Genomic DNA, 22955 nt, shown 5'->3' with positions numbered 1-22955 from the left:
CTCACCGCCGGAACTCCCGCGAGTGCACCACGCCGGTCAGCAGTTCCCCGACGATCCGCACGCCGTCCTCGGTGAGTACGGACTCGGGGTGGAACTGCACCGACGCGAAGCCGGCCCCGCGCAGGGCGTGCACCTCGCCGGTCGCCGGGTCCCGGCTGACCTCGACGGGGCCGAGTTCCGGATGGTCGAGCTTGTCGGACTCGCCGCGGGCCGCGAACGTGTTGTAGAAGCCGACCCGCTCGCGGGTGCCGAACAGGTCGATGCTCTTCGCCAGGCCCTGGTGGGGCACGTCCTTGCGGACCACGTCGAGCCCGAGCAGCGAGGCGAGCACCTGATGGCTCAGGCACACGGCGAGGAACGGACGACGTTCCTCGACGAGCTGCGAAAGGGCCGACCGGAGATGGCTGATCTTCGAGTGCCGGACATTGCCGGGGTCGCCCGGCCCCGGGCCCATGACCACCAGGTCGTGGGCGGCGAAGTCGTACTGCTCGTCGAAGCGGCGCACCGTGACGCGCAGGCCCATCGACGACAGCTGGTGGCCGAGCATGGCCGTGAACGTGTCCTCCGCGTCGACGATCAGCACGTCGCGGCCCGCGAGCTCCGGTACGGGTTCACGCCGTTCGGGCGCGTCACGCAGCCAGAAGTCGGCGATGCGGTCGTTGCGCCGGGCCAGGGCCGCGCGGACGTCGCGGTGCTCGGCGAACCGGGTGCCTTCACCGGCCCCCAGCGCGACGAGGAGCCCGGCCGCCTTGCTGCGGGTTTCGGCGGCCTCGCTCAGCGGGTCCGAGTGCCGTACCAGCGTGGCGCCGACGCCGATGCTGACCCTCCCCTCGGCGCTGATGTCGGTGGTGCGGATCAGAATGGCGGAGTCCATGGTCCGCTCGCCCGCGCCGTCCCGGCCGATCAGGGCCATGACACCGCTGTAGTAGCCGCGGCCCTCCTTCTCGTACCGGCTGATCACCTTGCAGGCGCTCTCCAGGGGACTCCCGGTGACCGTGGGCGCGAACATCGTCTCGCGCAGGATGTCCCGCACGTCGTGGGAAGTGCGGCCCTCGATGAAGTACTCGGTGTGGGCCAGCCGGGCCATCTCCTTGAGGTACGGTCCGACCACCCGCCCGCCCGACTCGCAGATCCGGCCCATCATCTTGAGCTCTTCGTCCACGACCATGTAGAGCTCGTCGGCCTCCTTGCGGTCCGCCAGGAAGTCCATCAGGCCCGGCAGGTCCGGTCCGGCCGCCGGATAGCGGTACGTTCCGCTGATCGGGTTCATGACCGCGGTGCCGCCGTGCAGGCTGACGTGCCGTTCCGGGCTGGCGCCGACGAAGGTACGGCTCCCGGTGTGCACCAGGAAGGTCCAGTACGCGCCCGACTCCCGTGCCAGCAGCCGCCGGAAGAAGGACAGCGCACTGTGCCGGGTGTAGTCGGTGATGTCCGCCACGAAGGATCGCCGGATGACGAAGTTGGCGCCCTCACCCGTGCCGATCTCGTGCTCGACGACCTCGCGCACGAGGGCGGCGTAGCTGTCGTCGTCGATGTCGAAGTGCTCGCCGGTCAGGGTGATCGGGTCGTCGGGAAGGCGGTGCAGCGCCTCCCACACGGGGAGTTCGCCCTGGTCGGTGACGGTCATGGTGATCAGCGGTTCGCCGTCGTCGTTGCTTGCGAATCCCCGCTCGGAGATCTGCCGGTACGGGACGACGGCCAGCACGTCGTGCTGCGGGGTGCCCTCCGTGCGGGGCGGACCGTCCGGTACCGGGATGCGGGCGAGCGTGTCGGCGGTCGCGATGTCGCCGAACAGCACCTCGAGCACCGGGCGGCCGGTGGTCTCGGGACGGTGGAGCAGCGCATAGGCGGCGGGGGGATCGGTGAGGACGCGGCCCAGCAGATCGGTCATCGGACGTCTCCGTCCCCGTCGGTGAGCTGCGTCAGCACCGACTTCGTGGTGGCGACGATTGCGCACCGCTGCGCCGCGTAGTCCAGCGCCATGCGGTGGAACTCCGGAGAGAAGTCGGCGACCGCGTCGGCGACGAGGAACGGCTGGATGTCGTTGGTGAAGGCCTCGACGGCGGACATGAGCACGCCGACGTGGGCGTAGACGCCGCAGACGATCAACTGGTCGCGGCCGTGCCGGCGCATCCGCTCCAGCAGGTCCGACTTGAAGAAGGCGCTGTAGCGCCACTTGGTGAACACCCAGTCGGACGGGGCGGGTTCGAGCTCGTCGACGACCTCGCGGTCCTCCGGGGACACCTTCATGCCGGGGCCCCAGAAGTCCTTGAGCAGGCCGCGCTCCTGGTCGCTCATGCCGCCCGGCTGCGCCGTGTAGGCCACCGGGACGCCCAGGGCGGCACACTGCTCCCGCAGCAGCGCCGCGTTGTGCACCAGTTCGCCGCCGGGTCCGCGGTCGGCGGAGAAGGGCCGCAGGAAGTAGCGCTGCATGTCGTGCACGAGCAGTACGGCCCGGGCGGGATCGACCGTCCACCGTGCGGTGTTGGCCGGAAGGTCGCCCTCGGTGGGCATCGGATAGGGGTCGATGGGTGGGATTCCCCCCATGGCTGGCCTTTCGGTGAGAGAGGGACGGGACGAGGAACGCGTCAGCCGAGCCAGGCCGAGGCCACGGTCATCGCCTGGCGGGGGTTGAGCCGCGGGTCGCACAGGCTCGTGTACTTGTCGCCCACCTCGTGGATCCGGTCGTGGTCCGCGACGCACTCGGTGACTTGGTCGGGGGTCGTCTCCAGGTGCATGCCGCCGGCGACGCCGCCCCCGTCGGTCACCGCCCGGTGGAACTCCACGACCTCGCGCACGACGGTCCGCACCAGCCGCGTCTTGAGGCCCTCGGGGCCGCTGACGGTGTTGCCGTGCATCGGGTCCGTCAGCCAGATGACGGGGTGCCCCGCGGTCCGTACGGCGGCGACCAGGGCCGGCAGCCGTTCGCCGACCGTGTCCGCGCCCATGCGGGCGATGAGGGTGAGCCGGCCCGGTGTCCGGCCGGGGTCGAGCGCTTCGCACAGATCGAGCAGCTCGTCCCGGGTCATGCCCGGACCGACCTTGCAGGCGACCGGGTTCGCCACCTGGGCGAGCATGGCCACGTGGGCGCCGTCGGTCTGGCGGGTGCGTTCGCCGATCCACGGCCAGTGCGTGGACGTGAGCAGCCGCCGGCCGTCCGGCAGGGTCCGCAGCATCGGCAGCTCGTAGTCGAGGAGCAGTGCCTCGTGGCTGGTCCATACCTCCGTCCCGGGCCGGGCACGTCGTGCACCGCCGCCCCAGCCGAGCATGGTCAGTACGTCCCGGGCGGCCCGGTACCCGGTGAGCATCCGGGTCGGGTCGGGGGTGCGGGCCCTGAGATGCGGCTCGGGCGAGTTGACCATGTGCCCGCGGTAGACCGGCAGTTCCATGCCGCGCACGCTCTCGGTGGGGCGGGAGCGCGGCTTGCCGTACTGGCCCGCCAGGCGGCCGACCCGCAGTACGGGCTTGTGCGAGGTCATGCGCATCAGTCCGGCCAGCACGTCCAGGAGGCCCGCCTTCCGGGCGACATCCCCCTCGTTGCACTCCGCCCAGTCCTCGGCGCAGTCGCCGGCCTGGACGATCTGGACGTGTCCGGCGGCCGCCTCGGCGAGGTGTGCGTGCAGGGCGTCGACGTCGGCGGCGTCGACGAGTTCCGGTGCGGCGCTCAGCTCTTCCTCGACGCGGGTGAATTCCGTATGGCTTTCCCAGTCCGGCTGCTGAGCCGCGGGCAATGAGCGGAGGAACGTGTGGACATTGTTCACCGGATACCTCCTGAGATGGTGGGGTGCCGCCTCGTCCGGTATCGGCGGGAGGCGGCTGCGCTGCAACTCTTGCCAATTCAGGCGGGAAACGCGAAGGTCCGCGGGCCGACTCCGTCACGTACTGGTGAACCTCCGGTCCGACTTCAAGGAGTCCGGACTCCGGTGTTGCGGCGGTGCGTGCTTGCTCACGAGAGTTCACGTGCGGTCCGGCTCGTACGGAGCGCCGCAGTGTTCCCATCGATGGAGGCCAGTGATGTCCGAAAGCACGCAGCCGAAAACCTTCCACGACGACGCGGAACTCCGCGCGAGCAACCGGGCGGTCGTCGAGCAGTACATGAACACCCGGGGCGAGGACCGGCTCCGGCGACACCTGCTGTTCACCGAGGACGGCTGCGGCGGGCTGTGGACCACGGACACCGGCGAGCCCATCGTCATTCGCGGTCGCGACCGTCTCGGCGAGCACGCCGTGTGGTCGCTCGAGTGCTTCCCGGACTGGGCCTGGATCAACATCGAGGTGTACGAGACGCAGGACCCGAACCGTTTCTGGGTGGAGTGCGACGGCGAGGGAAAGATCAGGTTCCCCGCCTACCCCGAGGGTCATTACCGGAATCACTTCCTGCACTACTTCGAATTCGAGGGCGGCAAGATCAAGCTGCAGCGCGAGTTCATGAACCCCAATCAGCAGCTGCGCGCCCTGGGAATACCGGTTCCGGAGGTCAAGCGCGACGGAATTCCCACCTGATGAAGGTCGACATCGCATGGTGGGACCTGACCGGCTCGGCGCAGACGATCGATTCCATGCGTACCCATCTGAAGGACGACGACGGGGTCGCCGAGTGGTCCGGGGTCGCGGGTCTGTTCATGAAGTTCTGGGTCGCCGACGCGGCCTCGAACCGCTGGGGCGCGGTCATGGTCTGGGAGACCGACAGGCCCGCCCCGGAGGAGCTGCCGCCCAACCGCGCCGCCGAACTGATCGGGGGTCCCCCCACGCACCGGACCCGGTTCGACGTCGAGGCGACGGCCGAGGGCGTGCACGCGCTGCGTGCTCCGGGCACGCGCTTCGCTCCGTGACTCACGGCCGGCACCGCGCACCTCACCGCACCGTCCTCAGGAGAACGAGAACTCATGCACAGCTACATGGTTGTGGACGCCTTCGCCGACAGGCCCCTGGAAGGGAACCCGGTGGCCGTCTTCTTCGACGCCGGTGACCTCACGGCCGAGCGGATGCAGCAGATCGCCAAGGAGATGAACCTCTCCGAGTGCACCTTCGTCCGGCCGGCCGAGCAGGGCGGCGACGCGCGCATCCGCATTTTCACACCCGTCAACGAGCTGCCGTTCGCCGGGCACCCGATGCTGGGCACCGCGGTTGCCCTCGGGCACACGCTCGGCCGGGACTCGCTGCGCCTGGAGACGGCCATGGGTGTCATCCCCTTCGAGCTGTCCCGCGACGACGCCGGAGCGGTGTCGGTGCGGATGCGGCAGCCTGTGCCCACTTGGGAACCGTACGAGCACGCCGCGGAACTCCTCGACGCGCTCGGCGTGGAGGAGCCGCTCACCCCGGTGGTGGCGTACCGCAACGGTCCGCGTCATGTCTTCGTCGGCGTCGAGAGCGTCCCGGCGCTCTCCGCGCTGCGCCCTGACCACCGCGCCCTGTCCGCCTTCCCCGACATGGCGGCCAACTGCTTCGCCGGCTCGGGCACACGGTGGCGCACCCGGATGTTCTCCCCGGCGTACGGCGTCGTGGAGGACGCGGCGACGGGCTCCGCGGCCGGTCCCCTGGCCATCCACCTGGCCCGCCACGGGCTCGCGAAGTACGGCGAGGAGCTGCGGATCCTCCAGGGGGTGGAGATGGGCCGGCCGTCGCTGATGCGCGCGCAGGCCGACGGGACGGGTGACGGCATCCGCACGGTCCACGTCGGCGGCAACGGCGCAGTCGTCGCCGAGGGAACCATTCACGTCTAGAAGGGCTCCACTCCTATGAGTACCACCACCAGCGGGAGCAGCAGCCGGTTCGAGTCCCTCAGCGGAACGACCGACCTCCCCTTCCCCGAGTACGACCGTCCGGCGCCGGAGCCGCTCGGCCTGCTGAGGACCTGGCTCGCGCAGGCCGAGGAACGAGGGGTCCGCGAGCCGCGGGCCCTCGCTCTGGCCACCGCCGACGCCCGGGGCCGCGCCTCCACCCGCATCGTCGCGTTCAACTCGGTGACCGACCGGGGGCTGGTGTTCATGAGCCACACCACCAGTCAGAAGGGGCGTGAACTGGCCGCCACCGGTTGGGCATCGGGGCTGCTCTACTGGCGTGAGACCGCACAGCAGATCAGCATCTCCGGAGAGGTGGAGCAGCTCGACGACGAGGCTTCCGACAAGCTCTGGCACGGACGGCCCATCCCCATGCACGCCATGTCGACGGCGGCCGCACAGAGCGAGCCGCTGGACGACGTGGCCGCGCTGCGCGCGCACGCCGCGCGTCTGGAAGCGCTGGGCGAGCCCCTGCCACGTCCACAGCGCTTCGTCGGCTACCTCCTGGTGCCGTCCGCAGTGGAGTTCTGGGCGGCCGACTCCGGCCGGCTGCACCGCAGGCTCCGCTACGACCGGCGCGACGACCGGAGCTGGGGCACCACCCGGCTCCAGCCGTGAAGGGAGCCTCGACGTGAAAGTGCTCGTCGTAGGAGGCGGCATCGGTGGTCTCACCACCGCCCTGAGCCTGCACGCGGCAGGCATCGAGGCCGTCGTCGTCGAACGCACCAGGCACCTGCGCCCTCTGGGCGTCGGCATCAACCTCCAGCCGCACGCGGTGCGGGAACTCACCGAACTCGGGCTCGCCGACGGCCTGTCCGCCATCGGAATCCCCACTGCCGAAATGGTCTGGGTCGACGGATCCGGGGCCGTCCAGCACCGTGAGGACCTCGGCACCGCCCGCGGCTACCACTGGCCCCAGTACTCCCTCCACCGCGGGAAGCTGCAGATGCTGCTGCTCGATGCGGTGCGTGACCGGCTCGGCCCGGAGGCCGTGCGCACCGGTACGGCGTTCGAGGGCCTGCGGCAGGAAGGCCCGGGCGTGGAGGTGCGACTGCGCGACCGGGGGGCCGACCGCCCGTTCGGCCTCGCGGCGGACCTGGTCGTCGGCGCCGACGGCCTGCACTCCGCGGTCCGCGCGGCCCTCCATCCGGACGAGGGACCGTTGCAGTGGTCCGGCACGACGATGTGGCGCGGGACGACGGACACGGCCGCGTTCCTGACCGGTCGCACCATGGTGCACCTGGACGCGGGAGGGGGGAGCAGGCTGATCGCCTACCCCATCGACCCGGGTGCCGCCCGGCGGGGCCGCTCGCTGACGAACTGGATCTGCATGGTCCCGGTCGGCGACCCCGGCCCGCTCGGCGGCCCGGCCTCCTGGAACTCGGCCGGAAGGATCGAGGACGTACTGCCCCACTTCGAGGGCCGGCGGGTCGACGGGCTCGACGTCTCCGCCATGCTGACGGACGCCGACGACCTCCTCGAATACCCCATGGTCGACCGCGATCCCCTGCCCCACTGGGGCGAGGGGCGGGTGACCCTGCTGGGTGACGCCGCCCACCCCATGTACCCCGTCGGCGCGAACGGCGCTTCCCAGGCCGTCGTCGACGCACGGGTCCTCGCCCACACGCTCGCGCGGGGCGGCGACCCGGTCGCCGCCCTGCGCGGCTACGAGGATCACCGCAGGCCCGCGACCCACACCGTGGTCCACGCCAACCGGCGGATGCACCGGGGCAAGCCGAAGAGCGGGGCCGGTCCCGCTGCCGCGGGCGTCTACCGGAAGCTGGCCGGCACCTACCGCACCACCACCGGCAACGACGTGGCCGAACTCAACGCCAGGCCCTCCTGGAACCCGCCGACCGGAAAGCCGATGAAGGGAACACTCCGATGACCGACGAGCCGACCCACGTCACCGCCGCGTACTACGCGGCGTGGAGGGCCAAGGACTTCGACGCGCTGCGCTCGCTGCTCGCCGACGACGTGGACTTCGTCGGCCCCTACGGCTACGCCACCAGCGCCGACGAGTTCCGCGAGAAGATCGAGATAGCGTCGGAGATCAACACCGACATCGTCGTCAAGAAGGTCTTCAGCGACGGACCCGACGTGCTGACGTGGTTCGAGATGCACACCAGCGTGGCCGCTCCGATGCCGGTCGCCACGTGGAGCCACGTGGTCGACGGCAAGATCGTCCGTCAGCGGGTGGCTTTCGACCCTCGTCCTGTCACCAACCCGGCGGACGGGGCGTAGGGGCCGCCACCACCTCGCCGGGCCGCACCACCGCCGCCCGCGGCACCGTCGGCGACGGTGCCGCGGGCGGCGGTGGTGCGGCAACCGCTCCCCCCGGTCATGGAGTCCTCCCTCCACCTCCCCGGCCCGGCGACGTGCCCCGCATGCTGGGACCACCCGGCTCTGCGGAGCCGTCCAGGAACGACACAGAGGGGGAATCCGTGAACGTTCTCGCCAACGGGGGAGCGTCGCCGAGCGACGCGGAGCGCACGCGCGGGGTTGTCGGTCCACGGCAGATGGCCGCGCAGGCGTTCGGGGGCGGGACACCCGGCCTGATGGTGGCCGACTCCCCGCGGGAGAGCCTGCTCCAGGACCTGAGCACCGCTCTCTTCGCCGTCCTCCCGCGCAGGGACCAGAGGCACAAGGGCGAGCAGTACCTGCGGGGACTGCTGAGCGCACACGGCCGCCGGTCCATCAGGAACGTCGCCCTGTCCCTGGGCGACCCCACGATGGAGCAGCCCCTGCACCACTTCGTCTGCAATTCCACCTGGGACTGGGTGTCCTTGCGCGAGGCCCTGTCCGACTGGCTCGTCCCCCGCATCGGCGCCCGCGCCTGGGTGGTCCGTCCCATGCCGATCCCGAAGTCCGGGCAGCACTCCGTGGGCGTGGGCTGGGGTGTCGACGAGCACCACGGCGGAGCCTTCCACGGCCAACAGGCGTTCGGCGTGTGGGCCGCGTCCGATCGCGTCAGCGCCCCGGTGACCTGGCGCCTCCTCCTGGACGACGACCGCACCGAACCGCGGCAGGCGTGCGCGGCCACCGCGGCTCTGGGGTTCTCCCGCGTCCACGACGCCACCCGTCTTCCCGTGGTGCTCGACACGATGGCCGAGGACCCCTCCGCCACGCTCGACCGCTTCTCCGCAGCGGGCGTCCCCGTGCTGGTGCGCGTTCCCGGCACCACGCGGGTGACCCCCCGGGACGCACGGGTGCGCCGGCCCGGTCAGGGCCAGGTGCGCGTGCAGCAGTTGCTCGCCTCGGTGCCGGGGCTGCGCCGCACGGTGGCCTGGGGCGGCACGGCGGCTCCCTCCGGGATCCGGCACACCCCCGTCGCCCGCCTGAGCGTGGGGCTGCCGGGCGGCTCCCAGGACCTCGTGCTCCTGGGAGAGTGGGACAGCTACCGGTCCCGCTTCGGAGGGGCGTGGCTGACGACCATGACGCAGACTCCGTCGCCGGCGCTGTTGCGGCTGGCCGCACTCACCGGGCGGGTACGGCAGGACCTGGCCGGGTTCGGGAACCGGGCGGGTTTGCGGGACTTCGAAGGACGTTCGCTGCGCGGATGGCACTGCCACATCACCCTCGCCTCCGCGGCCCACGCCGTCGAGGCGTTGACCGCGCAGGCCGACGGCGACTGCGCTCACCTCCCCGGCATGTCGGCCTGATCACGCCTGCGGCGGAGAACCTCCCTGGCCCGCAGCAGCCGCACCGCGAGCTGGATGTCCACGGCCCGCGGCGGCTGCTGCCAGTCCGGGCCCAGGACACCGGTGATCCGGGTGAGGCGGCGGGCGACCGTATTGGCGTGCACGTGCAGCTCCTCGGCCGCACGTGTGGGACTGTTCCCTGAGGCGAAGTACGCCTCGACGGTGGCGACGAGGTCCGTGGCGCGTTCCGCGTCGTGGTCGAGCAACGGGCCGATCGTCAGCCCGATGAAGCCGTCGACGTCGTGGCCGCCGGACAACAGCAGGCCCAGGAAGCCCAGTTCGTCCATCGACGCCGCACTTCCCGCACCGCCCAGCGCGATCAGCGCGTCGTAGCAGCTCACGGCCTCCTGGTACAGGTCGGCGACCCGGCCGAGGCAATCGGCCGGGCCCGACGCGGCCACCGTGACGGGCTCGCTGAGCAGCGGTGAGAGTTCCTCGAAGACGGCCCGCGCCGCCGAGGAGGCGTCCGAGCCCGGCAGCAGAAGTACGACGGAGTCGCCGCTCACGGTCTTGAGCCCGCACTGCCGGTAGGCGTACGAGGAGGCCCAGACGACGGCCCTGCCGTGCTCGCCGCCCTCCGGATGCGCGAGGACGACGACGTACGGGCTGTCCGGGTCCAGACCCACCCGGCGTGCCCGGTGCGTGAACTGCGAGCTGGGATGCCGGGAAGGGACGAGCAGGTCGTCGAGCAGTGCGTCGCGGACCGGACCGGCCGCCACCGCGGTGCTGCGCTGCATCACCAGGAGCAGCGCCACCGCTTGTCCGACGAACCGGAAGAACCGTTCCAGCTCTGGGGTCGGCGGCTGCGACGCACCGGACCTGAACAGGACGACCCCGAGGTCCTCGGCCCCGGCGGCGACGGGCGTCGCCCATATGCCGTCATCGAGGGAGACGAGCCCGCGTGCGGTGTGCGCCTCCAGGCGGGCCCGCTCCCGCAGCTCCTCCCCCATCTCCCAGGCGTCGCCCGCCGACGCGAGCACTCGACGGTGCGCGTCGGCCACGGCGAGCGACCCTCCCAGGACACCGGCGGCCACGCTCACGAGGTCCTGGAGGTTTCCGTCTGCGAGCACCTGAGTGATCATGCGGGCCCGGACGTCGTCGAGTTGTTCGGAGTGGGCCGCGGCCCTGCGTGCGGCGATGCGCACCAACTCCAGTTCCGCCATCTCCGACCGGGTACGGTCCAGCATCCGGGTCCGGTCCAGTGCCACCGCTGCGAAGTCGGCGATCGAACGCATGACACTGATCTCGTCGGGCAGGTAGTGGCGCGCGGAACGGTCGGCGGTGTAGAGGACGCCGATGGCCTCGCCGCCGCTGGAGATGGGGACCGCCATCACCGCGTGCAGTCCCTCCACGCGGACGACTTCGTCGATCCGCTCCCCGTGCGGAATGCGGGTGTCGTTGAGGTAGTCGGGCGTCCAGAAGGGCGCCCCGGCCTCCTGTGCCATGGCCCCCAGACCGTGGCTCTGCTCCACCACCAGCCCGACGTTGAGCGACGTGGTGTCGCCGTCCGAGCTGTGGATGTACGTGGTGCCGTCGCCCGTGTTCAGACTGATGTAGGCCATGTCCGAACCGAGCAGTCGGCGGGCCCGGTTCGTGATGACCTTCAGCAGTGCGTCGGGGTCGTACGGCATCGTCATCTCGTGGACCGTGTCCACGAGCGCGCTCATGGTCGCTTCCCGCTGGCGGCGCTGCACGGTGGCCGCGTGGATGTTCGTGGCCAGTTGCGTCGCCCGTTCCAGCTCGGCGAACTGGTCCTGGGACAGGCGTCGCCTGCCGTGGTTGAGGAGTTCCTGAAAGTGATGGAGCGGCGAGTCCTGTGCGAGCAGTTCCAAGACCTCTAACGTGGGGGAGCCGGACTGTTCCCTCTCCGTGTTCACTGTCCCGTTGCCTCCTGTCGTCGTTTCCTGGGCCAGTCAACTCTCCAGCAGCGTACCGATCGTGATGGCGCCCCCTTTCGGCCTTCGATCTGGGATTCTAACGATCATGTGTGGCCGCACCCTCATCTCGTAGGCCGCAGAGGGTGGTGCCCCCACCTTCCACGGCGTCGCCGACCGGGAAAACATGTCCCCGGAGCCGTCATGGTCTGCGACGGCCTCCATCAGAAAACGGGGGAAACATGTCGAACATCCAGAGCTACATACGCTCGCTCGAACGCAGCCGGGCGTCCCTGCACCATCCCGAACGGCCGCGCACCTTCACCATGGCGGACCGCACCTGGGACCTCCTGGACGGTGTGTTCGCACCACCCTTCTCGCCCTCGACCGGTGTGGCCATGGACCTGCTCGGCCTCACGGAGCCCGGCGGGACCCCGCTGCTCCGCGGCTCCCTGCTGGAGATCGGGTGCGGCACCGGCATCATCGCCGTGTCCGCCGCCCTGGCCGGCTGCGACCGGGTGACCGCCGTCGACGTCAGCGAGCAGGCGGTGCGCAACACCGCCCTCAACGCGCACCGGCACCACGTCACGGACCGCGTGACGGCGGTGCACAGCGACCTGTTCGGCCGAGTCGGCCCCGCCGAACGCTTCGACACCGTCTACTGGCACTCGAACTTCGTCCTGGCGCCGCCCGGATACCGGCCCACCACGATCCATGAACGCGCGTACGTGGACCCCGGCTACCGAACCCACCGGCGCTACCTCGCCGAGGCCGCCTTGCACGCCGCCCCCGGGGGCCGGGTTCTGCTGCACTTCAGCGACCGCGGCGACATCCCGGTCCTGCACCGGCTCGCCGAGGAGTCCGGTCGGCGGCTGCGGGTCCTGCGCAGCCGGACGGTCCGCGAGGGCGCGGAGTCCGTCGAACACATCCTGTACGAGATCACAGGGACAGCGAATCCGTGCGAACGCTCCTGATCGACAACTACGACTCCTTCACCTTCAACCTGTACCACTACCTGACCGAGGTCAGCGGATGCGAACCCGTCGTGATCCGCAACGACGAACCCGGCTGGGATCACTCGCGCCTCGCGGAGTTCGACCAGGTGGTCCTCTCGCCGGGGCCCGGCAGCCCCGAACGCCCGGCGGACTTCGGCCTGTGCGCGGACGTCGTGCGCCACGCCCGGATACCAGTGCTCGGAGTCTGCCTCGGGCACCAGGGCGTCGCGCTGCTGCACGGCGGGGTGGTCGGACGGGCCCCCGAACCGCGGCACGGCCGCACCTCGCCCGTGCTGCACGACGGCAGTGACCTGTTCCACGGCATCCCCTCGCCCTTCGAAGCAGTGCGCTATCACTCGCTCACGGTGCAGAGCCTGCCGGACGAACTCGAGGCCGTCGCGTGGACGCCGGACGGCGTACTGATGGGGCTGCGTCACCGGCACCGCCCCATCTGGGGCCTGCAGTTCCACCCCGAGTCGGTACTGACCGAGTACGGCAAGGAACTGCTCGCCAACTTCGTCGCGGCGAGCCGCTCCTGGCATGCGGAACGCGGCACCGCACCGGAGCCCTTCCGGCCGTCCGCACCGGCGCTCCCTCGCTCCGCCCGTCCCCCGGCGGCGCGACCGCGCCGGCTGCGGGTGCTGACCGAGGCGGTACCCACCCGGTGGGTCGACGAGGTGGTCTTCGAGCACCTCTTCGGCTCCGGCGACCACGCCTTCTGGCTGGACAGCAGCAGGCCGGACGACCGTGCGGGACGCTTCTCCTTCATGGGTGACGCCTCGGGACCGCTGGCGCGCGTCGCCAGGGCCGACGTCTGGAGCGGCACGGTGGAGGTGCGCTCCGCGACGGGCACGCAGATGGTCAGCGGCGACTTCCTCGACTGGCTCGACGCGGACCTGCGGGCGACGAGGACGGAACTGCCCTCCCTCCCCTTCGACTTCACGCTGGGGTGGGTCGGTTATCTGGGCTACGAACTGAAGGCCCAGTGCGGCGCGACCAACGTGCACCGCTCGCAGGACGCCGACGCCGTCCTGGTGTTCGCCGACCGCGCGGTGGTACTCGACCACGCCACCGGGACCACCCATCTGCTGGCGCTGGCCGAGCAGGGCGACGAGGCGCCGGCTCGTTCCTGGCTGCGCGACACCCGGCAGGCCCTGCGCGCGCTGGCGGGAGTCTCCCCGCGGGAGCTCCCCGTCGCCGCCGCGACTGCTCCCGTCCGGCTGCGGCACGACCACGATGCGTACCTGAAGCTGATCGACGCCTGCCAGGAGGAGATCGCCGCCGGTGAGACGTACGAGATATGCCTGACCAACCTCGCGGAGGCCGATCTCGATCTGGACCCCTGGGTGTCGTACCGGACCCTGCGACGTGCCAGCCCCTCCCCCTGCGCGGCGCTGCTGCGCTTCGGGGACATGGCGGTGCTGAGCACGTCGCCCGAGCGGTTCGTGAGCGTGAGCGCGGACGGCGTGGCCGAGTCCAGGCCCATCAAGGGCACCCGGCCCCGTGGAGCCGCGCCGCACGAGGACGCGGAGATCGTGTCGGAGCTGAGGGCGAACGAGAAGGACCGCGCCGAGAACCTGATGATCGTCGATCTGGTGCGCAACGACCTGGGCCGGTACGCCGAGCCCGGCTCGGTGGAGGTCAGCGGGCTCTTCGACGTCGAGACGTACGCGACCGTGCACCAGTTGGTGAGTACGGTGCGGGCCCGGCTGCGCCCGCACCGTACGGCCGTGGACTGCGTGCGCTCCTCCTTCCCGCCGGGATCGATGACGGGCGCGCCCAAGATTCGCACCATGGAGATCGTCGACCGTCTCGAAGGCGGGCCCCGCGGCGTCTACTCGGGCGCGATCGGGTACTTCTCGCTGTCCGGTGCCGCGGATCTGAGTGTGGTGATCCGAACGGCGGTTCTCACCCCGGGGAGGGTCCGTTACGGGATCGGCGGAGCGATCGTCGCGCTGTCGGACCCGCAGGCCGAGTTCGAGGAGACCGCGGTCAAGTCCGCCCCGCTGCTGACCCTGACGGGGGCGGAGTTCCCCGGGCGCCAGAGGCAGCCGACGTCCACCTGAGAGCCCGGTCGTCGTCACGCTCCCCGCGGTGGTCCGCCGGCCCGCCCCGAACGGGCGCCCAGGCGCAGCAGCTCCGCGGCTCCGGCCTTCCGGTAGCGCCGTACGAGGGCGTCGATCAGCCGGGTGGTGTCCTGGTCGTCGGGCGTGTAGATCCACAGCTTCGTGTCCGGCGCCGCGGCGACCGCGAAGCCGCTCGCGACCAGGTGCAGCTCGTCCCCGTCCACGCTCCAGAAGGACTTGCGCCGCGCCTCCGACGAGGCGACCTCGTGCCTGCCCCACAGCGCCGCGAACCGCGGACTGGCGGCGCAGAGGCCGTCGATGAACCGGGTCCACTCCCGGTCGCCCAGGCGCCGTCCGAAGGCGGCGCGCAACTGGGCGACCATGAAGGACACTTCGCGCTCCCATTCGACGAGGGGCTGGACGTGCTCCGGGGCGGTGAAGAGGTGGTGCAGCACGTTCCGCTCCTGCGGCGGTACCAGCACGAGACCCGGGTCGAGCGCGGCGTAGGCGTCGTTGAAGGCGAGGACGTCGTAGCGAGCCGTCACGATGGTCGCCGGCAGCGGTGCCAGGGCTTCCAGGATGGTCCGGTACTCCGGCGGCTGCGACCTGGCCGGCATCGCCTTCTCCGGCACGCTGGGGACCGCCGCGAGCCGGTAGAGGTGGTTGCGCTCCGTCTCGTCGAGCAGCAACGTACGGGCGACCGCGTCGAGCACCTGGACGCTGGGGTTGATCCGCCGTCCCTGCTCCAGCCAGGTGTACCAGGCGACACCGATCCCGGAGAGCTGGGCGACCTCCTCCCGGCGCAGGCCCGGCGTGCGCCGCCGGGTGCCCCGTGCGATGCCCACCGTCTCCGGGGCGACCCGCTCGCGCCGGCGTCGCAGGAACTCCCCCAGTGCGGCACGCCGTCGGACCTCTTCGTCCGGTGTACCGCCGTCGTGCTCCAGATCGCTCCGCGCCATCGTTCCAGTGTGCAGGACGCTTCCGCGCCGTAGACGGATACTCCCGGTACCGGGATGAACGCGTACCTGGTACCCGGATCCTGATACCTGGACCATCGTGGTCATGAGCGAGACGACAAGCACGCGGGCCGACTCGGCTCCCGCGGAACCCACCGCCACCCCCTCCGCAGAGCGGCGCCGCAGCAATCTCATGCTGGTCGTGCTGTTGGGCTCGGTTTTCATGGCCCTGCTCGACTCGACGATCGTCAACGTCGCCACACCGACGATCCGCACCGACCTCGACACCACGGGCTCGGCGCTGCAGCTGATCGTCTCCGGGTACACCGTCGCGTACGCCACGCTGCTGGTCACGGGCGCCCGGCTCGGTGCCCGCAACGGCTACCGTGCCGCGTTCCTGTTCGGCCTCGTCACCTTCACCGTGGCCTCCCTCGCCTGCGGACTCGCCCCCACCGCCGGCCTGCTGATCGGGGCGCGCGTGGTCCAGGGCGTCGGGGCGGCGCTGATGATGCCGCAGGTCTACAGCCTGATCCAGCTCACGTTCGAGGGTGCCGCGCGCGCCCGCGCGCTGAGCCTGTACGCCGCCGTCATCGGTCTCGGTGTCGTCGTCGGCCAGGTGGTCGGCGGTGTTCTCGTCAGTGCGGACCTGTTCGGCACCGGCTGGCGTCCGGTGTTCCTGATCAACGTGCCGATCGGTGCGGTGCTGCTGATCGCCGGCCTGCGCCTGCTGCCGCCGGGCAGGCCCGCACACCCCAAGTCCCTGGACATCCCCGGCCTGGTCACGCTGACCGCAGCCCTGCTGCTGCTGGTCGTGCCGCTGGTGATGGGACACGACCAGGACTGGCCGCTGTGGATGCAGGTGTCCCTGATCGTCTCCGTTCCCATGTTCGCCGTATTCGCCCTCACCGAGCGGGCGGTCGCGCGCCGTGGCGGTGATCCGCTGATCCCGGGGAGGGTCCTGAAGACGCCCGGACTCGTCCCGGGTGCTTCCGCGAACTTCTTCACCATGGCGGGGTACGCGGGCTTCCTCTTCGCCTTCTCCCAGCACATGCAGACGGCGCTCGGCGAGTCGGCCACGCGCACCGGACTGACCTTCGCGCCGCTCGCCCTCGGCGTGGCGGGCGGGAGCCTGACCTGGCAGAAGGTGCCCGCACGGCTGCACCGGCCGATGATCGCCGTGGCCTGCCTGGTCGCCGCCCTCGGGTACTGCGGCATCGGCTTCGCCATGCGCTCCGGCGGCGACGGCGGGGCGGGCCTCCTGGGCCTCCAGCTGGTCGTCGGTATCGGCATGGGCTACATCACCAGCCCGCTGCTGACCGTGGCCCTGGCCCAGGTGAAGCCGGCCGACGCCGCGGACGCCAGCGGTGTGATGACCACCGGGGCCCAGGTCGCCCAGGTCCTCGGCGTCGCCACGTACGGCAGCGTCTACCTGAGCGCCGCCGACGGCGCGGGGGCCGGCGCGGCCGCGGACGCCATCTTCATCACCTCGATGATCGTCACGGCCGGGGCGCTCCTCAGCTCCGCGGCGGCCCTGAAGCTGCCGCACGGCCGCTGAGGTCCCGGCGGGCCGCCCGCCGTCGTGACGGGTCGGGCGCTCGCCCGCCGCGCGACCCGGGCCGGGGCGGGCGGCCCGCCGGGCCGGCCGGAGACGGCCCTGCCGCGGGCGGACCGGAAATTCGGTGCCCGGCCGGCCCGTGGTGGCGCAGGATGAGGCGCATGTCTCTGACCACTCCCGTGCTGCGGACCGAACGGCTGCGGTTGCGTCCCTTCGCCGCCGCCGACGCGGATCCTCTCTTCGCCCTGCACAGCAACACCTCCGTGATGCGCTACTGGGACTCCCCGCCGTGGACCGAACCGGCCCGCGCCGAGCGCTTCCTGGCGACGTGCCGGAAGCTGGCGGACGAGGGCACCGGCGCGCGGGTGGCCGTCGACCGCGTGTCCGACGGGGCCTTCGTCGGCTGGTGCGGTCTCGCCGAGTGGAACCCGGTCTTCCGCAGTGCGTCGTTCGGTTACTGCCTCGACGAGGCGATGTGGGGGCACGGTTACGCGACGGAGGCCGCGCGTGCCCTGCTGGGGTGGGCGTTCGACACGCTGGACCTGAACCGGGTGCAGGCGGAGGTCGATACGCGCAACCCGGCGTCCGCCCGGGTCCTGGAGAAGGCCGGGTTCGTGCGGGAGGGGACGCTGCGGGAGGACTGCGTCGTCAACGGCGACGTGTCCGACTCGTGGGTGTACGGGCTGCTCAGGCGGGAGTGGCGGGCGTCGACCGCTCCGGTGCCCGTCCGCTGAGGGGGCCGCGAGTCCGTCTCCGGCAACGGCCCTCGGGACCGCACCGCTTCGGGATGTTTCCAGTCCCGTGCCGTGGAGGCGGATACGCGCTGCTACGACGGTGATGGGCGGGTGCGAGGGGGGCGGGCCCGTCCCCGCCCCGCTTCCGGACGGCTGGCAGCGGACGGCGGACAGCGGACGGCGGACAGCGGACAGCGGACGGGACGCAGGGGTGAGCTGCTCCGCGGCGGGGAGCGAGGTCTCCGCCGCGGTGAGCCGGACCCGTGACGCGGTGAGGGTGCGTCACGGCCCGGCGACGCCCGGCCGGGTGGCGACCGTCGTCGCTTCCCGCAGGCCGCGAGGGAATCGGGGCGGTCTGATCGGGCCGGTGGCGTTCGAGATCGCTTGCCCGGCGTACGCCATCGGGTGACGGCGTGAAGCGCGGGCGCGAGGAGACCGCCCGCCCGTCCCTCGGGCCCGGGTACCGCCGATCACGGTGTCCGGGCAGGTCGGCGAGGTGCCGCCTGCGTGATCTTGACGCGTTCCGCGTGCGTCCGTGCGGTGTTCGCCTGCCGCACCCCTGTTGTTCGCGGTTCCCGGCTAGCTTCGCCTGGCCCGGTCCGGCAGCAGGAGAGGCACGTCCATGAGCACCCCGGTCCAGCACACCTCGCCCCGGCCGTCCGTGGCCACGTCGGCCTCGGCCCGGCAGCGTCGGGAACGGGACGCGGGCGGGGCCGGGAGTCCGTCGGGGCGTTCGGCGGAACACGCCTTCCTGCGGTTCCAGTCCAGCGTCGGCAACCGGGCCGCGGCCGCCGCCGTGCAGCGCGTGCGGAACGCGACCTTGGAACGGGCACCGGAATCCGCGGAGTCGTCCCGGCCCGGCACGCCGGACAGCTTCGTGACGGCCCGGTCGGGCAGCTCGGACGGCTCGGACAGCTTCGTGACCGCCCGGCCGGGCACGCCGGACAGCCACGAGACGTCCCGGCCGGGCACCCCGGAGACCTTCGAGACGGCCAGGGAGCCGGAACCGGAATCGGAGGCGGAGGCGGCCGCCGCGGCGAGGTCGGCGGACGAGCTGGTCAAGCGGGCCGCCGAGCTGCTGGACCGGTTCAAGAAGAATCTCGACCCCGTGGACAACCTGGCCAAGGGGGCCCAGTCCCCCACCAGCGCCGGCCTCGGCCAGGTGGCCACCGCGGCGGGTGACGGAGCCCTCAAGCACGACGCGGCCGCGGCGGGCACGGCCGCCGGGTCGTGGAACCTCCTCACCGAGGTCACCGGTGTCGTGGTCAACGCCTACGACTCGCTCAAGAACCTGAAGGACGCCAGGAAGAAGCGGACCGGTGCCGCGCACCACACGGCGAACAGGAAGGCCCGGACCAAGGGAGCGGACGCGGTCGTCGGCACCGCCAGTTCCGGTGGCTACGGCGCGGCCGTCGCCAAGGAGGCGACCAAGGTCCAGGCGGCGGCCGACGCGGCGACCGCCGCCGAGGTGAGCGGCGTCTTCAGTGCCGTCACCGGCCTGTGGAAGGGCGCCCGGGCCGCGGGCAAGGTCGGGGGAGCGACCCGCAAGTACCGGAGGATCAAGCAGCTCGGGGACCCGGGCGCCGTCCACGAGGAGCTGCTGGCCCGGCTGCGGGAGGAGTCGGACCAGGCCGCGCAGCGGGTCGACGCGGCGTTCGCGCGGCTGAACGCCGTCAGGGAGGCCGGCCAGGGGCGGCCGGCCCGGGAGTGGTACCCCGCCGCCGAGGCGGCCTTCGACGCCATCCGGGAGGAGTACGAGCGCGCCGGGAGCGCCGCGGCGGCCTACCGGCGTGCCGTGCAGGACACGCAGACCCTGAGCGGGACCCAGAAGTACGCGAAGAAGAAGCAGCTCGCCAAGATCGGCAAGGAGACCATGGGCGGCGTGGTGGGCGAGCCCGCCAAGGCCGCGGGCGGCATCGTGGCGGCGGTCACCGCGGCGGGGGTGCTGGGCAGCAACCCGGGTGGTTGGATCGCGGCGGCGGTGGGGGCCGGTCTCATTCTCGGCGTGGCCGGGTACAAGGCGGGGCGCGCGGCCACGAAGCGCTACGAAGAGGTCCGCCACCCCGAGCGCTGGGCGCCGGAGGGCGAGCAGCCGGAGGAGGCCTGGTCCCGCAAGGATTCGCTGAAGCACGCCCTGAAGATCTGGAAGAAGGTGTCGAAGGGCGAACGCCAGGCCATGGCCCGCAAGATCTACGGTCTCGCGGCCGGTCCCGACATCCCGGGGAGCGCCGACACGACGCCCGAGATCCGGCAGTCCGCCCGGGAGTTGCTCGTCGCGCTCAAGGCGGGCCCCGCCCAGCACAAGCTGGAGCCGGAGGCATGGGCGGAGAGCCTCAACGATCCGGAGAAGACCGCCGGCTGGATCAAGGAGATCGCGGAGCAGCTGGCCTCGGGGTGACCGGGAGGGCGGCCGGGAGGGCGCGAGGCGGCCGTCGGCCGAGCCACCGCAGGACCGCTCCTACCAAGACGTCACCCTCCGAGCCAACTCCCTTTCCAGCCAAAGGCGTTCGGCTGCCATTCGGGCATTTTTCGCGTCAAACCCCCGACGTCCCCGGCTCGTGGTCACGAGGCTGCCACGACCCGTGAGCACAAGCGGTAGTGTCGCTTCCCGTACGTCGAACGCCGTTCGCGGATACGGGAGTTCGAGGTGGTCGGGCCGTGTCCCGTCCCGCTTCGAGTCCGCGTCGCGGCACCCCTGCTCGTACCGGCCCTCGCGTGTTCCCGGGAGATCCATGTCGTGCGCCTTCGCCGTCGCCCGCGTCGCTGCTGACTCCGCAGCCCGAAGCGCCCTTCGGAGACACCGGTCCGCTCCGGCTCGTTGAGCTTGGTCGTCATCGGGCCGGACGGCACCCCGCCCCCGCGCGCCGTCCCGCCTCGGCCACCCTCGCCCACACCGACGGCTTCCGATCCGTGAGGACCTGATGACTGAACTGATAGTGACCGCCACCGCCGTGCTGGCGGCGGCCGGAGTCGGGGCCGCGTGGTACTTCCGGCGCAAGGGCGAGCAGGCCCGGCGCCGGGCCGAGCAGCTGCGCGAGCACGCCGACCGGCTCACCCTGCAACTCGTCGCCGCCGAACAGTGCGTGGGGCATCTCGCGTCCACCGTGATCCCGGCGGTGGCGAAGGGCGGGCACGGCGGCGCGGGCCCCGAGAGCGGCGGACTTCCCGTGCCGGCGCAGCTCGACGGTACGCCGCTCGCCGAGCGGCTGCGTGCCGTGCCCGGCGCGGTGGCCGCGGCGGTGGGGGACGTGCGGGCGCAGGAACGGACGGCCGCCCAACAGGCCGCGGCCCACGCCGCCGAGCAGGCGCGGCAGGACACCGAGCGGCGGATCGCACAGGTACGGCAGGAATCCGTCGGCGTGGCCCGCGCCGCCGTGCGCGGCTTCGCCAACAACGTCGTGGCCCGCGCGGCGAAGCTGGGCCGGGCCGTCAGCCACGGCGTACGGCGGCACATCTCGGACGAGGCGTACGCGACGCTCGTGGAGATCGACCACCTGACGCAGCAGATGCTGCTCACGGCGTCCGGGTACTCCGTGCTCGCCGGGGACAAGCTGTCCCGGCGCTGGCCGGCCACCACGTTGACCGACATCGTGCGCGCGGCCATGGGCCGGATCGAGGGGTACGAGCGGATCAAGCACCCCGAGATGGGGTCCGTGGTGGTCGAGGGCCGCGCCGTGGAGGCGGTCGTGCACGCGCTCGCCGTACTGCTGGACAACGCGCTGCGCTACTCGCCGCCCGCCGCCAGCGTCCACGTCTCGTTGGAACAGGGGCACCACGCCTGCTTCCTGATCGTGGACGACGCCGGGCTGCGCATGGACGACGAGCGGCTGCTGTGGGCGAGCGACGTGATGTCCGGCGAGCAGCGCGACGACATCACCCGCCTGGGCGCCCATCCCCAGACCGGGCTGCGCGTGGCCTCGCTGCTGGCGGAGAACTACGGCTTCCGCGTCGAGCTGACCGCGCCCAACATCTACCAGGGGACCCGGGCCATGGTCGTCCTGCCGAAGAACCTGATCGTCGACCCGGCGGCGGCCCAGCCGGTGCCGCAGGCCGTGTCCCGGGCGCTGCCGCCGAAGGCGGTGGCGCAGGCGGCGGAGGAGGCCCCGGGCCGGGCGGTGACCACGGCTCCCGCCGCGCCCGACGCCGAACCGGCCCCGGCACCGGCACCGGCACCAGCACCCGAGCCGGCCGCGTCGTCCCCCACCCCGCCCGCCCCCTCGCCCGCCACCACCGCCAGCGGCCTCACCGTCCGCCGGCGCTCCCCCGCGCCCGCCCCCGCGCGCCGCCGCCCCGCCGCTCCCGACGACACCGAGCCCGGCCGTCCCGCCGTCGCCGCCGCCTGGGCGGCCGGCACCCGCAGCGGCCGGGAGGGCGAGCGGCCCTCGCCGACCTCCGCCGACGCCATCCGCACCTCCGCCGCCCACCCCACCCCCCACGACGGCGCTGACGACGAAGGAAACTGATCGTGCAAGACACACACACCAACGGCCTGGGCTGGCTGCTGGACCAGGAACTCGGCAGCGTCGAGGGCGTCCGGTACGCCGTGCTGATGAGCAGCGACGGTCTGCTGAAGGCCCGCACCGAGACGATCGGCCAGGACGACGGGGAGAAGTTCGCCGCGCTGACGGCGGCGCTGCGCGCGGCGGGCAAGGCCTGGGACGAGTTCACCGGCGGCTCGGGAATGCGGCAGCTGCTGATCGAGTCGGTCGGCTGCATCGGGCTGACGACCACCGCCGCGAAGAACACCATGCTGTCGGTGTGCACGACGGGCCCCGATGCCGACGTCGGGCTGATCTCGCACCACATGGTGCGCCTCGCCACCCGGGTGGGGCACGAGCTGGCCACGGAGGAGCGCGTGCCGGTCCAGGCGCGGGTTCCGGCCGCGGACGGCGGCTCACCGGTATGAGCGGGCCGCGGCGTGACCCCGACATGGTCCGGCCCTACGTCCGCACCGGGGGCCGGATCCGTGCGCGCGACGACGTGCGCCTGGAGAGCGTGGTCATCGCCGCGACCGCCCCCACGGACACGCTCGGGCCGGACGCCCGGCGGGTGATGCGGCTGTTCGCCGGCGCGGACGGCGGCCTGGCCGTCGCCGACATCGCCGCCGCGCTGGAGCTGCCGCCCTCGACGGTGCGCATCCTCGTCTCCTCGCTGATGGACTCCGGCCACCTCGCCAGCCCGGTCGACGCGACCGACGACCAGCCCGACTTCGACCTGCTGCAGGAGGTACTCCGTGGACTTCGCTCCATGGTCTGACCGGACCGACGCGTCCACCCGGACCGACGAGTCCACCC

At 72.0% G+C, this 22955-nt stretch carries 20 protein-coding genes; 15 read left to right on the top strand and 5 right to left on the bottom strand.

Features of this window, described 5'->3' with window-relative positions; genetic code table 11:
• Position 1: 1 nt before the first annotated feature.
• Genes NI25_RS24555 through NI25_RS24545 form a run of 3 tightly spaced genes read right to left on the bottom strand, consistent with a single transcriptional unit; the run spans position 2 to position 3761 of the window.
• Positions 2-1891, bottom strand: coding sequence for an anthranilate synthase family protein (locus NI25_RS24555; RefSeq protein WP_061444510.1), 1890 nt, complete (start codon positions 1889-1891; stop codon positions 2-4).
• Positions 1888-2547, bottom strand: a complete 660-nt coding sequence (locus NI25_RS24550) for an isochorismatase family protein (RefSeq protein ID WP_061444509.1) — start codon at positions 2545-2547, stop codon at positions 1888-1890. Before NI25_RS24550 ends, NI25_RS24555 begins: the two co-directional genes overlap by 4 nt.
• A gap of 41 nt (positions 2548-2588) precedes the next feature.
• Positions 2589-3761, bottom strand: coding sequence for a 3-deoxy-7-phosphoheptulonate synthase (locus NI25_RS24545; RefSeq protein WP_061444508.1), 1173 nt, complete (start codon positions 3759-3761; stop codon positions 2589-2591).
• Positions 3762-4014: 253 nt separating this feature from the next.
• Here NI25_RS24545 and NI25_RS24540 point away from each other — a divergent pair, with 253 nt between their 5' ends.
• From NI25_RS24540 to NI25_RS24510, 7 genes are all read left to right on the top strand, one after another.
• Positions 4015-4503: a PhzA/PhzB family protein gene (locus tag NI25_RS24540; protein ID WP_061444507.1), complete on the top strand. Its 489-nt coding sequence runs from the start codon at positions 4015-4017 to the stop codon at positions 4501-4503.
• Positions 4503-4832: a hypothetical protein gene (locus NI25_RS24535; protein WP_061444506.1), complete on the top strand. Its 330-nt coding sequence runs from the start codon at positions 4503-4505 to the stop codon at positions 4830-4832. Before NI25_RS24540 ends, NI25_RS24535 begins: the two co-directional genes overlap by 1 nt.
• A 54-nt stretch (positions 4833-4886) precedes the next feature.
• Positions 4887-5723 (top strand): PhzF family phenazine biosynthesis protein, encoded by an 837-nt coding sequence (locus NI25_RS24530; protein ID WP_061444505.1) that lies wholly within the window; start codon positions 4887-4889, stop codon positions 5721-5723.
• A 15-nt stretch (positions 5724-5738) separates the two neighbouring features.
• Entirely contained in the window at positions 5739-6398 is a 660-nt protein-coding gene (gene phzG / locus NI25_RS24525) for a phenazine biosynthesis FMN-dependent oxidase PhzG (RefSeq protein WP_061444504.1), read from the top strand.
• Between the two features lie 13 nt (positions 6399-6411).
• Positions 6412-7668, top strand: a complete 1257-nt coding sequence (locus NI25_RS24520; RefSeq protein WP_061444503.1) for an FAD-dependent monooxygenase — start codon at positions 6412-6414, stop codon at positions 7666-7668.
• A complete protein-coding gene (locus NI25_RS24515; RefSeq protein WP_061444502.1) occupies positions 7665-8024 on the top strand; it encodes a nuclear transport factor 2 family protein in 360 nt (119 codons plus the stop codon). Before NI25_RS24520 ends, NI25_RS24515 begins: the two co-directional genes overlap by 4 nt.
• A 200-nt stretch (positions 8025-8224) precedes the next feature.
• The gene (locus NI25_RS24510; RefSeq protein WP_158508463.1) at positions 8225-9442 is read left to right on the top strand and encodes a transposase; all 1218 of its coding nucleotides are present in this window, start codon (positions 8225-8227) and stop codon (positions 9440-9442) included.
• Here the strand turns inward: NI25_RS24510 and NI25_RS24505 are convergent.
• On the bottom strand, positions 9418-11313 hold the full coding sequence (locus NI25_RS24505) for a helix-turn-helix domain-containing protein (protein ID WP_233520772.1): 1896 nt from the start codon (positions 11311-11313) through the stop codon (positions 9418-9420). The genes NI25_RS24510 and NI25_RS24505 overlap by 25 nt on opposite strands.
• Positions 11314-11597: 284 nt before the next feature.
• Here NI25_RS24505 and NI25_RS24500 point away from each other — a divergent pair, with 284 nt between their 5' ends.
• Positions 11598-12329, top strand: coding sequence for a 50S ribosomal protein L11 methyltransferase (locus tag NI25_RS24500; RefSeq protein ID WP_061444499.1), 732 nt, complete (start codon positions 11598-11600; stop codon positions 12327-12329).
• Positions 12314-14416: an aminodeoxychorismate synthase component I gene (gene pabB, locus NI25_RS24495; protein ID WP_061444498.1), complete on the top strand. Its 2103-nt coding sequence runs from the start codon at positions 12314-12316 to the stop codon at positions 14414-14416. Before NI25_RS24500 ends, pabB begins: the two co-directional genes overlap by 16 nt.
• Positions 14417-14430: 14 nt before the next feature.
• Here the strand turns inward: pabB and NI25_RS24490 are convergent, their stop codons facing one another.
• Positions 14431-15375, bottom strand: a complete 945-nt coding sequence (locus NI25_RS24490; protein ID WP_061444497.1) for a helix-turn-helix transcriptional regulator — start codon at positions 15373-15375, stop codon at positions 14431-14433.
• A gap of 103 nt (positions 15376-15478) precedes the next feature.
• Between NI25_RS24490 and NI25_RS24485 the strand changes: the two genes are divergently transcribed.
• The 6 genes from NI25_RS24485 (at position 15479) to NI25_RS24455 (ending at position 22917) form a co-directional block, all read left to right on the top strand.
• A complete protein-coding gene (locus NI25_RS24485; RefSeq protein ID WP_061444496.1) occupies positions 15479-16927 on the top strand; it encodes an MFS transporter in 1449 nt (482 codons plus the stop codon).
• Between the two features lie 161 nt (positions 16928-17088).
• On the top strand, positions 17089-17661 hold the full coding sequence (locus NI25_RS24480; protein ID WP_061444495.1) for a GNAT family N-acetyltransferase: 573 nt from the start codon (positions 17089-17091) through the stop codon (positions 17659-17661).
• A gap of 622 nt (positions 17662-18283) precedes the next feature.
• A complete protein-coding gene (locus NI25_RS39490; RefSeq protein ID WP_061444493.1) occupies positions 18284-20059 on the top strand; it encodes a hypothetical protein in 1776 nt (591 codons plus the stop codon).
• 523 nt (positions 20060-20582) lie between these two features.
• Positions 20583-22124 carry an ATP-binding protein gene (locus NI25_RS24465; RefSeq protein ID WP_061444492.1) on the top strand — a complete coding sequence of 514 codons (1542 nt, stop codon included), beginning with the start codon at positions 20583-20585 and terminating at the stop codon, positions 22122-22124.
• Between the two features lie 2 nt (positions 22125-22126).
• The gene (locus tag NI25_RS24460) at positions 22127-22567 is read left to right on the top strand and encodes a roadblock/LC7 domain-containing protein (protein ID WP_061444491.1); all 441 of its coding nucleotides are present in this window, start codon (positions 22127-22129) and stop codon (positions 22565-22567) included.
• Positions 22564-22917, top strand: coding sequence for a DUF742 domain-containing protein (locus NI25_RS24455; protein ID WP_061444490.1), 354 nt, complete (start codon positions 22564-22566; stop codon positions 22915-22917). Before NI25_RS24460 ends, NI25_RS24455 begins: the two co-directional genes overlap by 4 nt.
• Positions 22918-22955: the final 38 nt, after the last annotated feature.

The sequence above is a fragment of the Streptomyces sp. CCM_MD2014 genome, from assembly GCF_000772045.1.
Lineage (GTDB): Bacteria > Actinomycetota > Actinomycetes > Streptomycetales > Streptomycetaceae > Streptomyces > Streptomyces salinarius.
Note: the sequence above shows the minus strand (reverse complement) of the source record. Positions and strands in the feature narration are given on the sequence as shown.

Coding starts and splice junctions, on each gene's coding strand:
- NI25_RS24555 (WP_061444510.1), bottom strand. CDS start 1,891: ATGACCGATCTGCTGGGCCGCGTCCTCACCGATCCCCCCGCCGCCTAT.
- NI25_RS24550 (WP_061444509.1), bottom strand. CDS start 2,547: ATGGGGGGAATCCCACCCATCGACCCCTATCCGATGCCCACCGAGGGC.
- NI25_RS24540 (WP_061444507.1), top strand. CDS start 4,015: ATGTCCGAAAGCACGCAGCCGAAAACCTTCCACGACGACGCGGAACTC.
- NI25_RS24535 (WP_061444506.1), top strand. CDS start 4,503: ATGAAGGTCGACATCGCATGGTGGGACCTGACCGGCTCGGCGCAGACG.
- NI25_RS24530 (WP_061444505.1), top strand. CDS start 4,887: ATGCACAGCTACATGGTTGTGGACGCCTTCGCCGACAGGCCCCTGGAA.
- phzG (WP_061444504.1), top strand. CDS start 5,739: ATGAGTACCACCACCAGCGGGAGCAGCAGCCGGTTCGAGTCCCTCAGC.
- NI25_RS24515 (WP_061444502.1), top strand. CDS start 7,665: ATGACCGACGAGCCGACCCACGTCACCGCCGCGTACTACGCGGCGTGG.
- NI25_RS24500 (WP_061444499.1), top strand. CDS start 11,598: ATGTCGAACATCCAGAGCTACATACGCTCGCTCGAACGCAGCCGGGCG.
- NI25_RS24490 (WP_061444497.1), bottom strand. CDS start 15,375: ATGGCGCGGAGCGATCTGGAGCACGACGGCGGTACACCGGACGAAGAG.
- NI25_RS24485 (WP_061444496.1), top strand. CDS start 15,479: ATGAGCGAGACGACAAGCACGCGGGCCGACTCGGCTCCCGCGGAACCC.
- NI25_RS24480 (WP_061444495.1), top strand. CDS start 17,089: ATGTCTCTGACCACTCCCGTGCTGCGGACCGAACGGCTGCGGTTGCGT.
- NI25_RS39490 (WP_061444493.1), top strand. CDS start 18,284: ATGAGCACCCCGGTCCAGCACACCTCGCCCCGGCCGTCCGTGGCCACG.
- NI25_RS24465 (WP_061444492.1), top strand. CDS start 20,583: ATGACTGAACTGATAGTGACCGCCACCGCCGTGCTGGCGGCGGCCGGA.
- NI25_RS24455 (WP_061444490.1), top strand. CDS start 22,564: ATGAGCGGGCCGCGGCGTGACCCCGACATGGTCCGGCCCTACGTCCGC.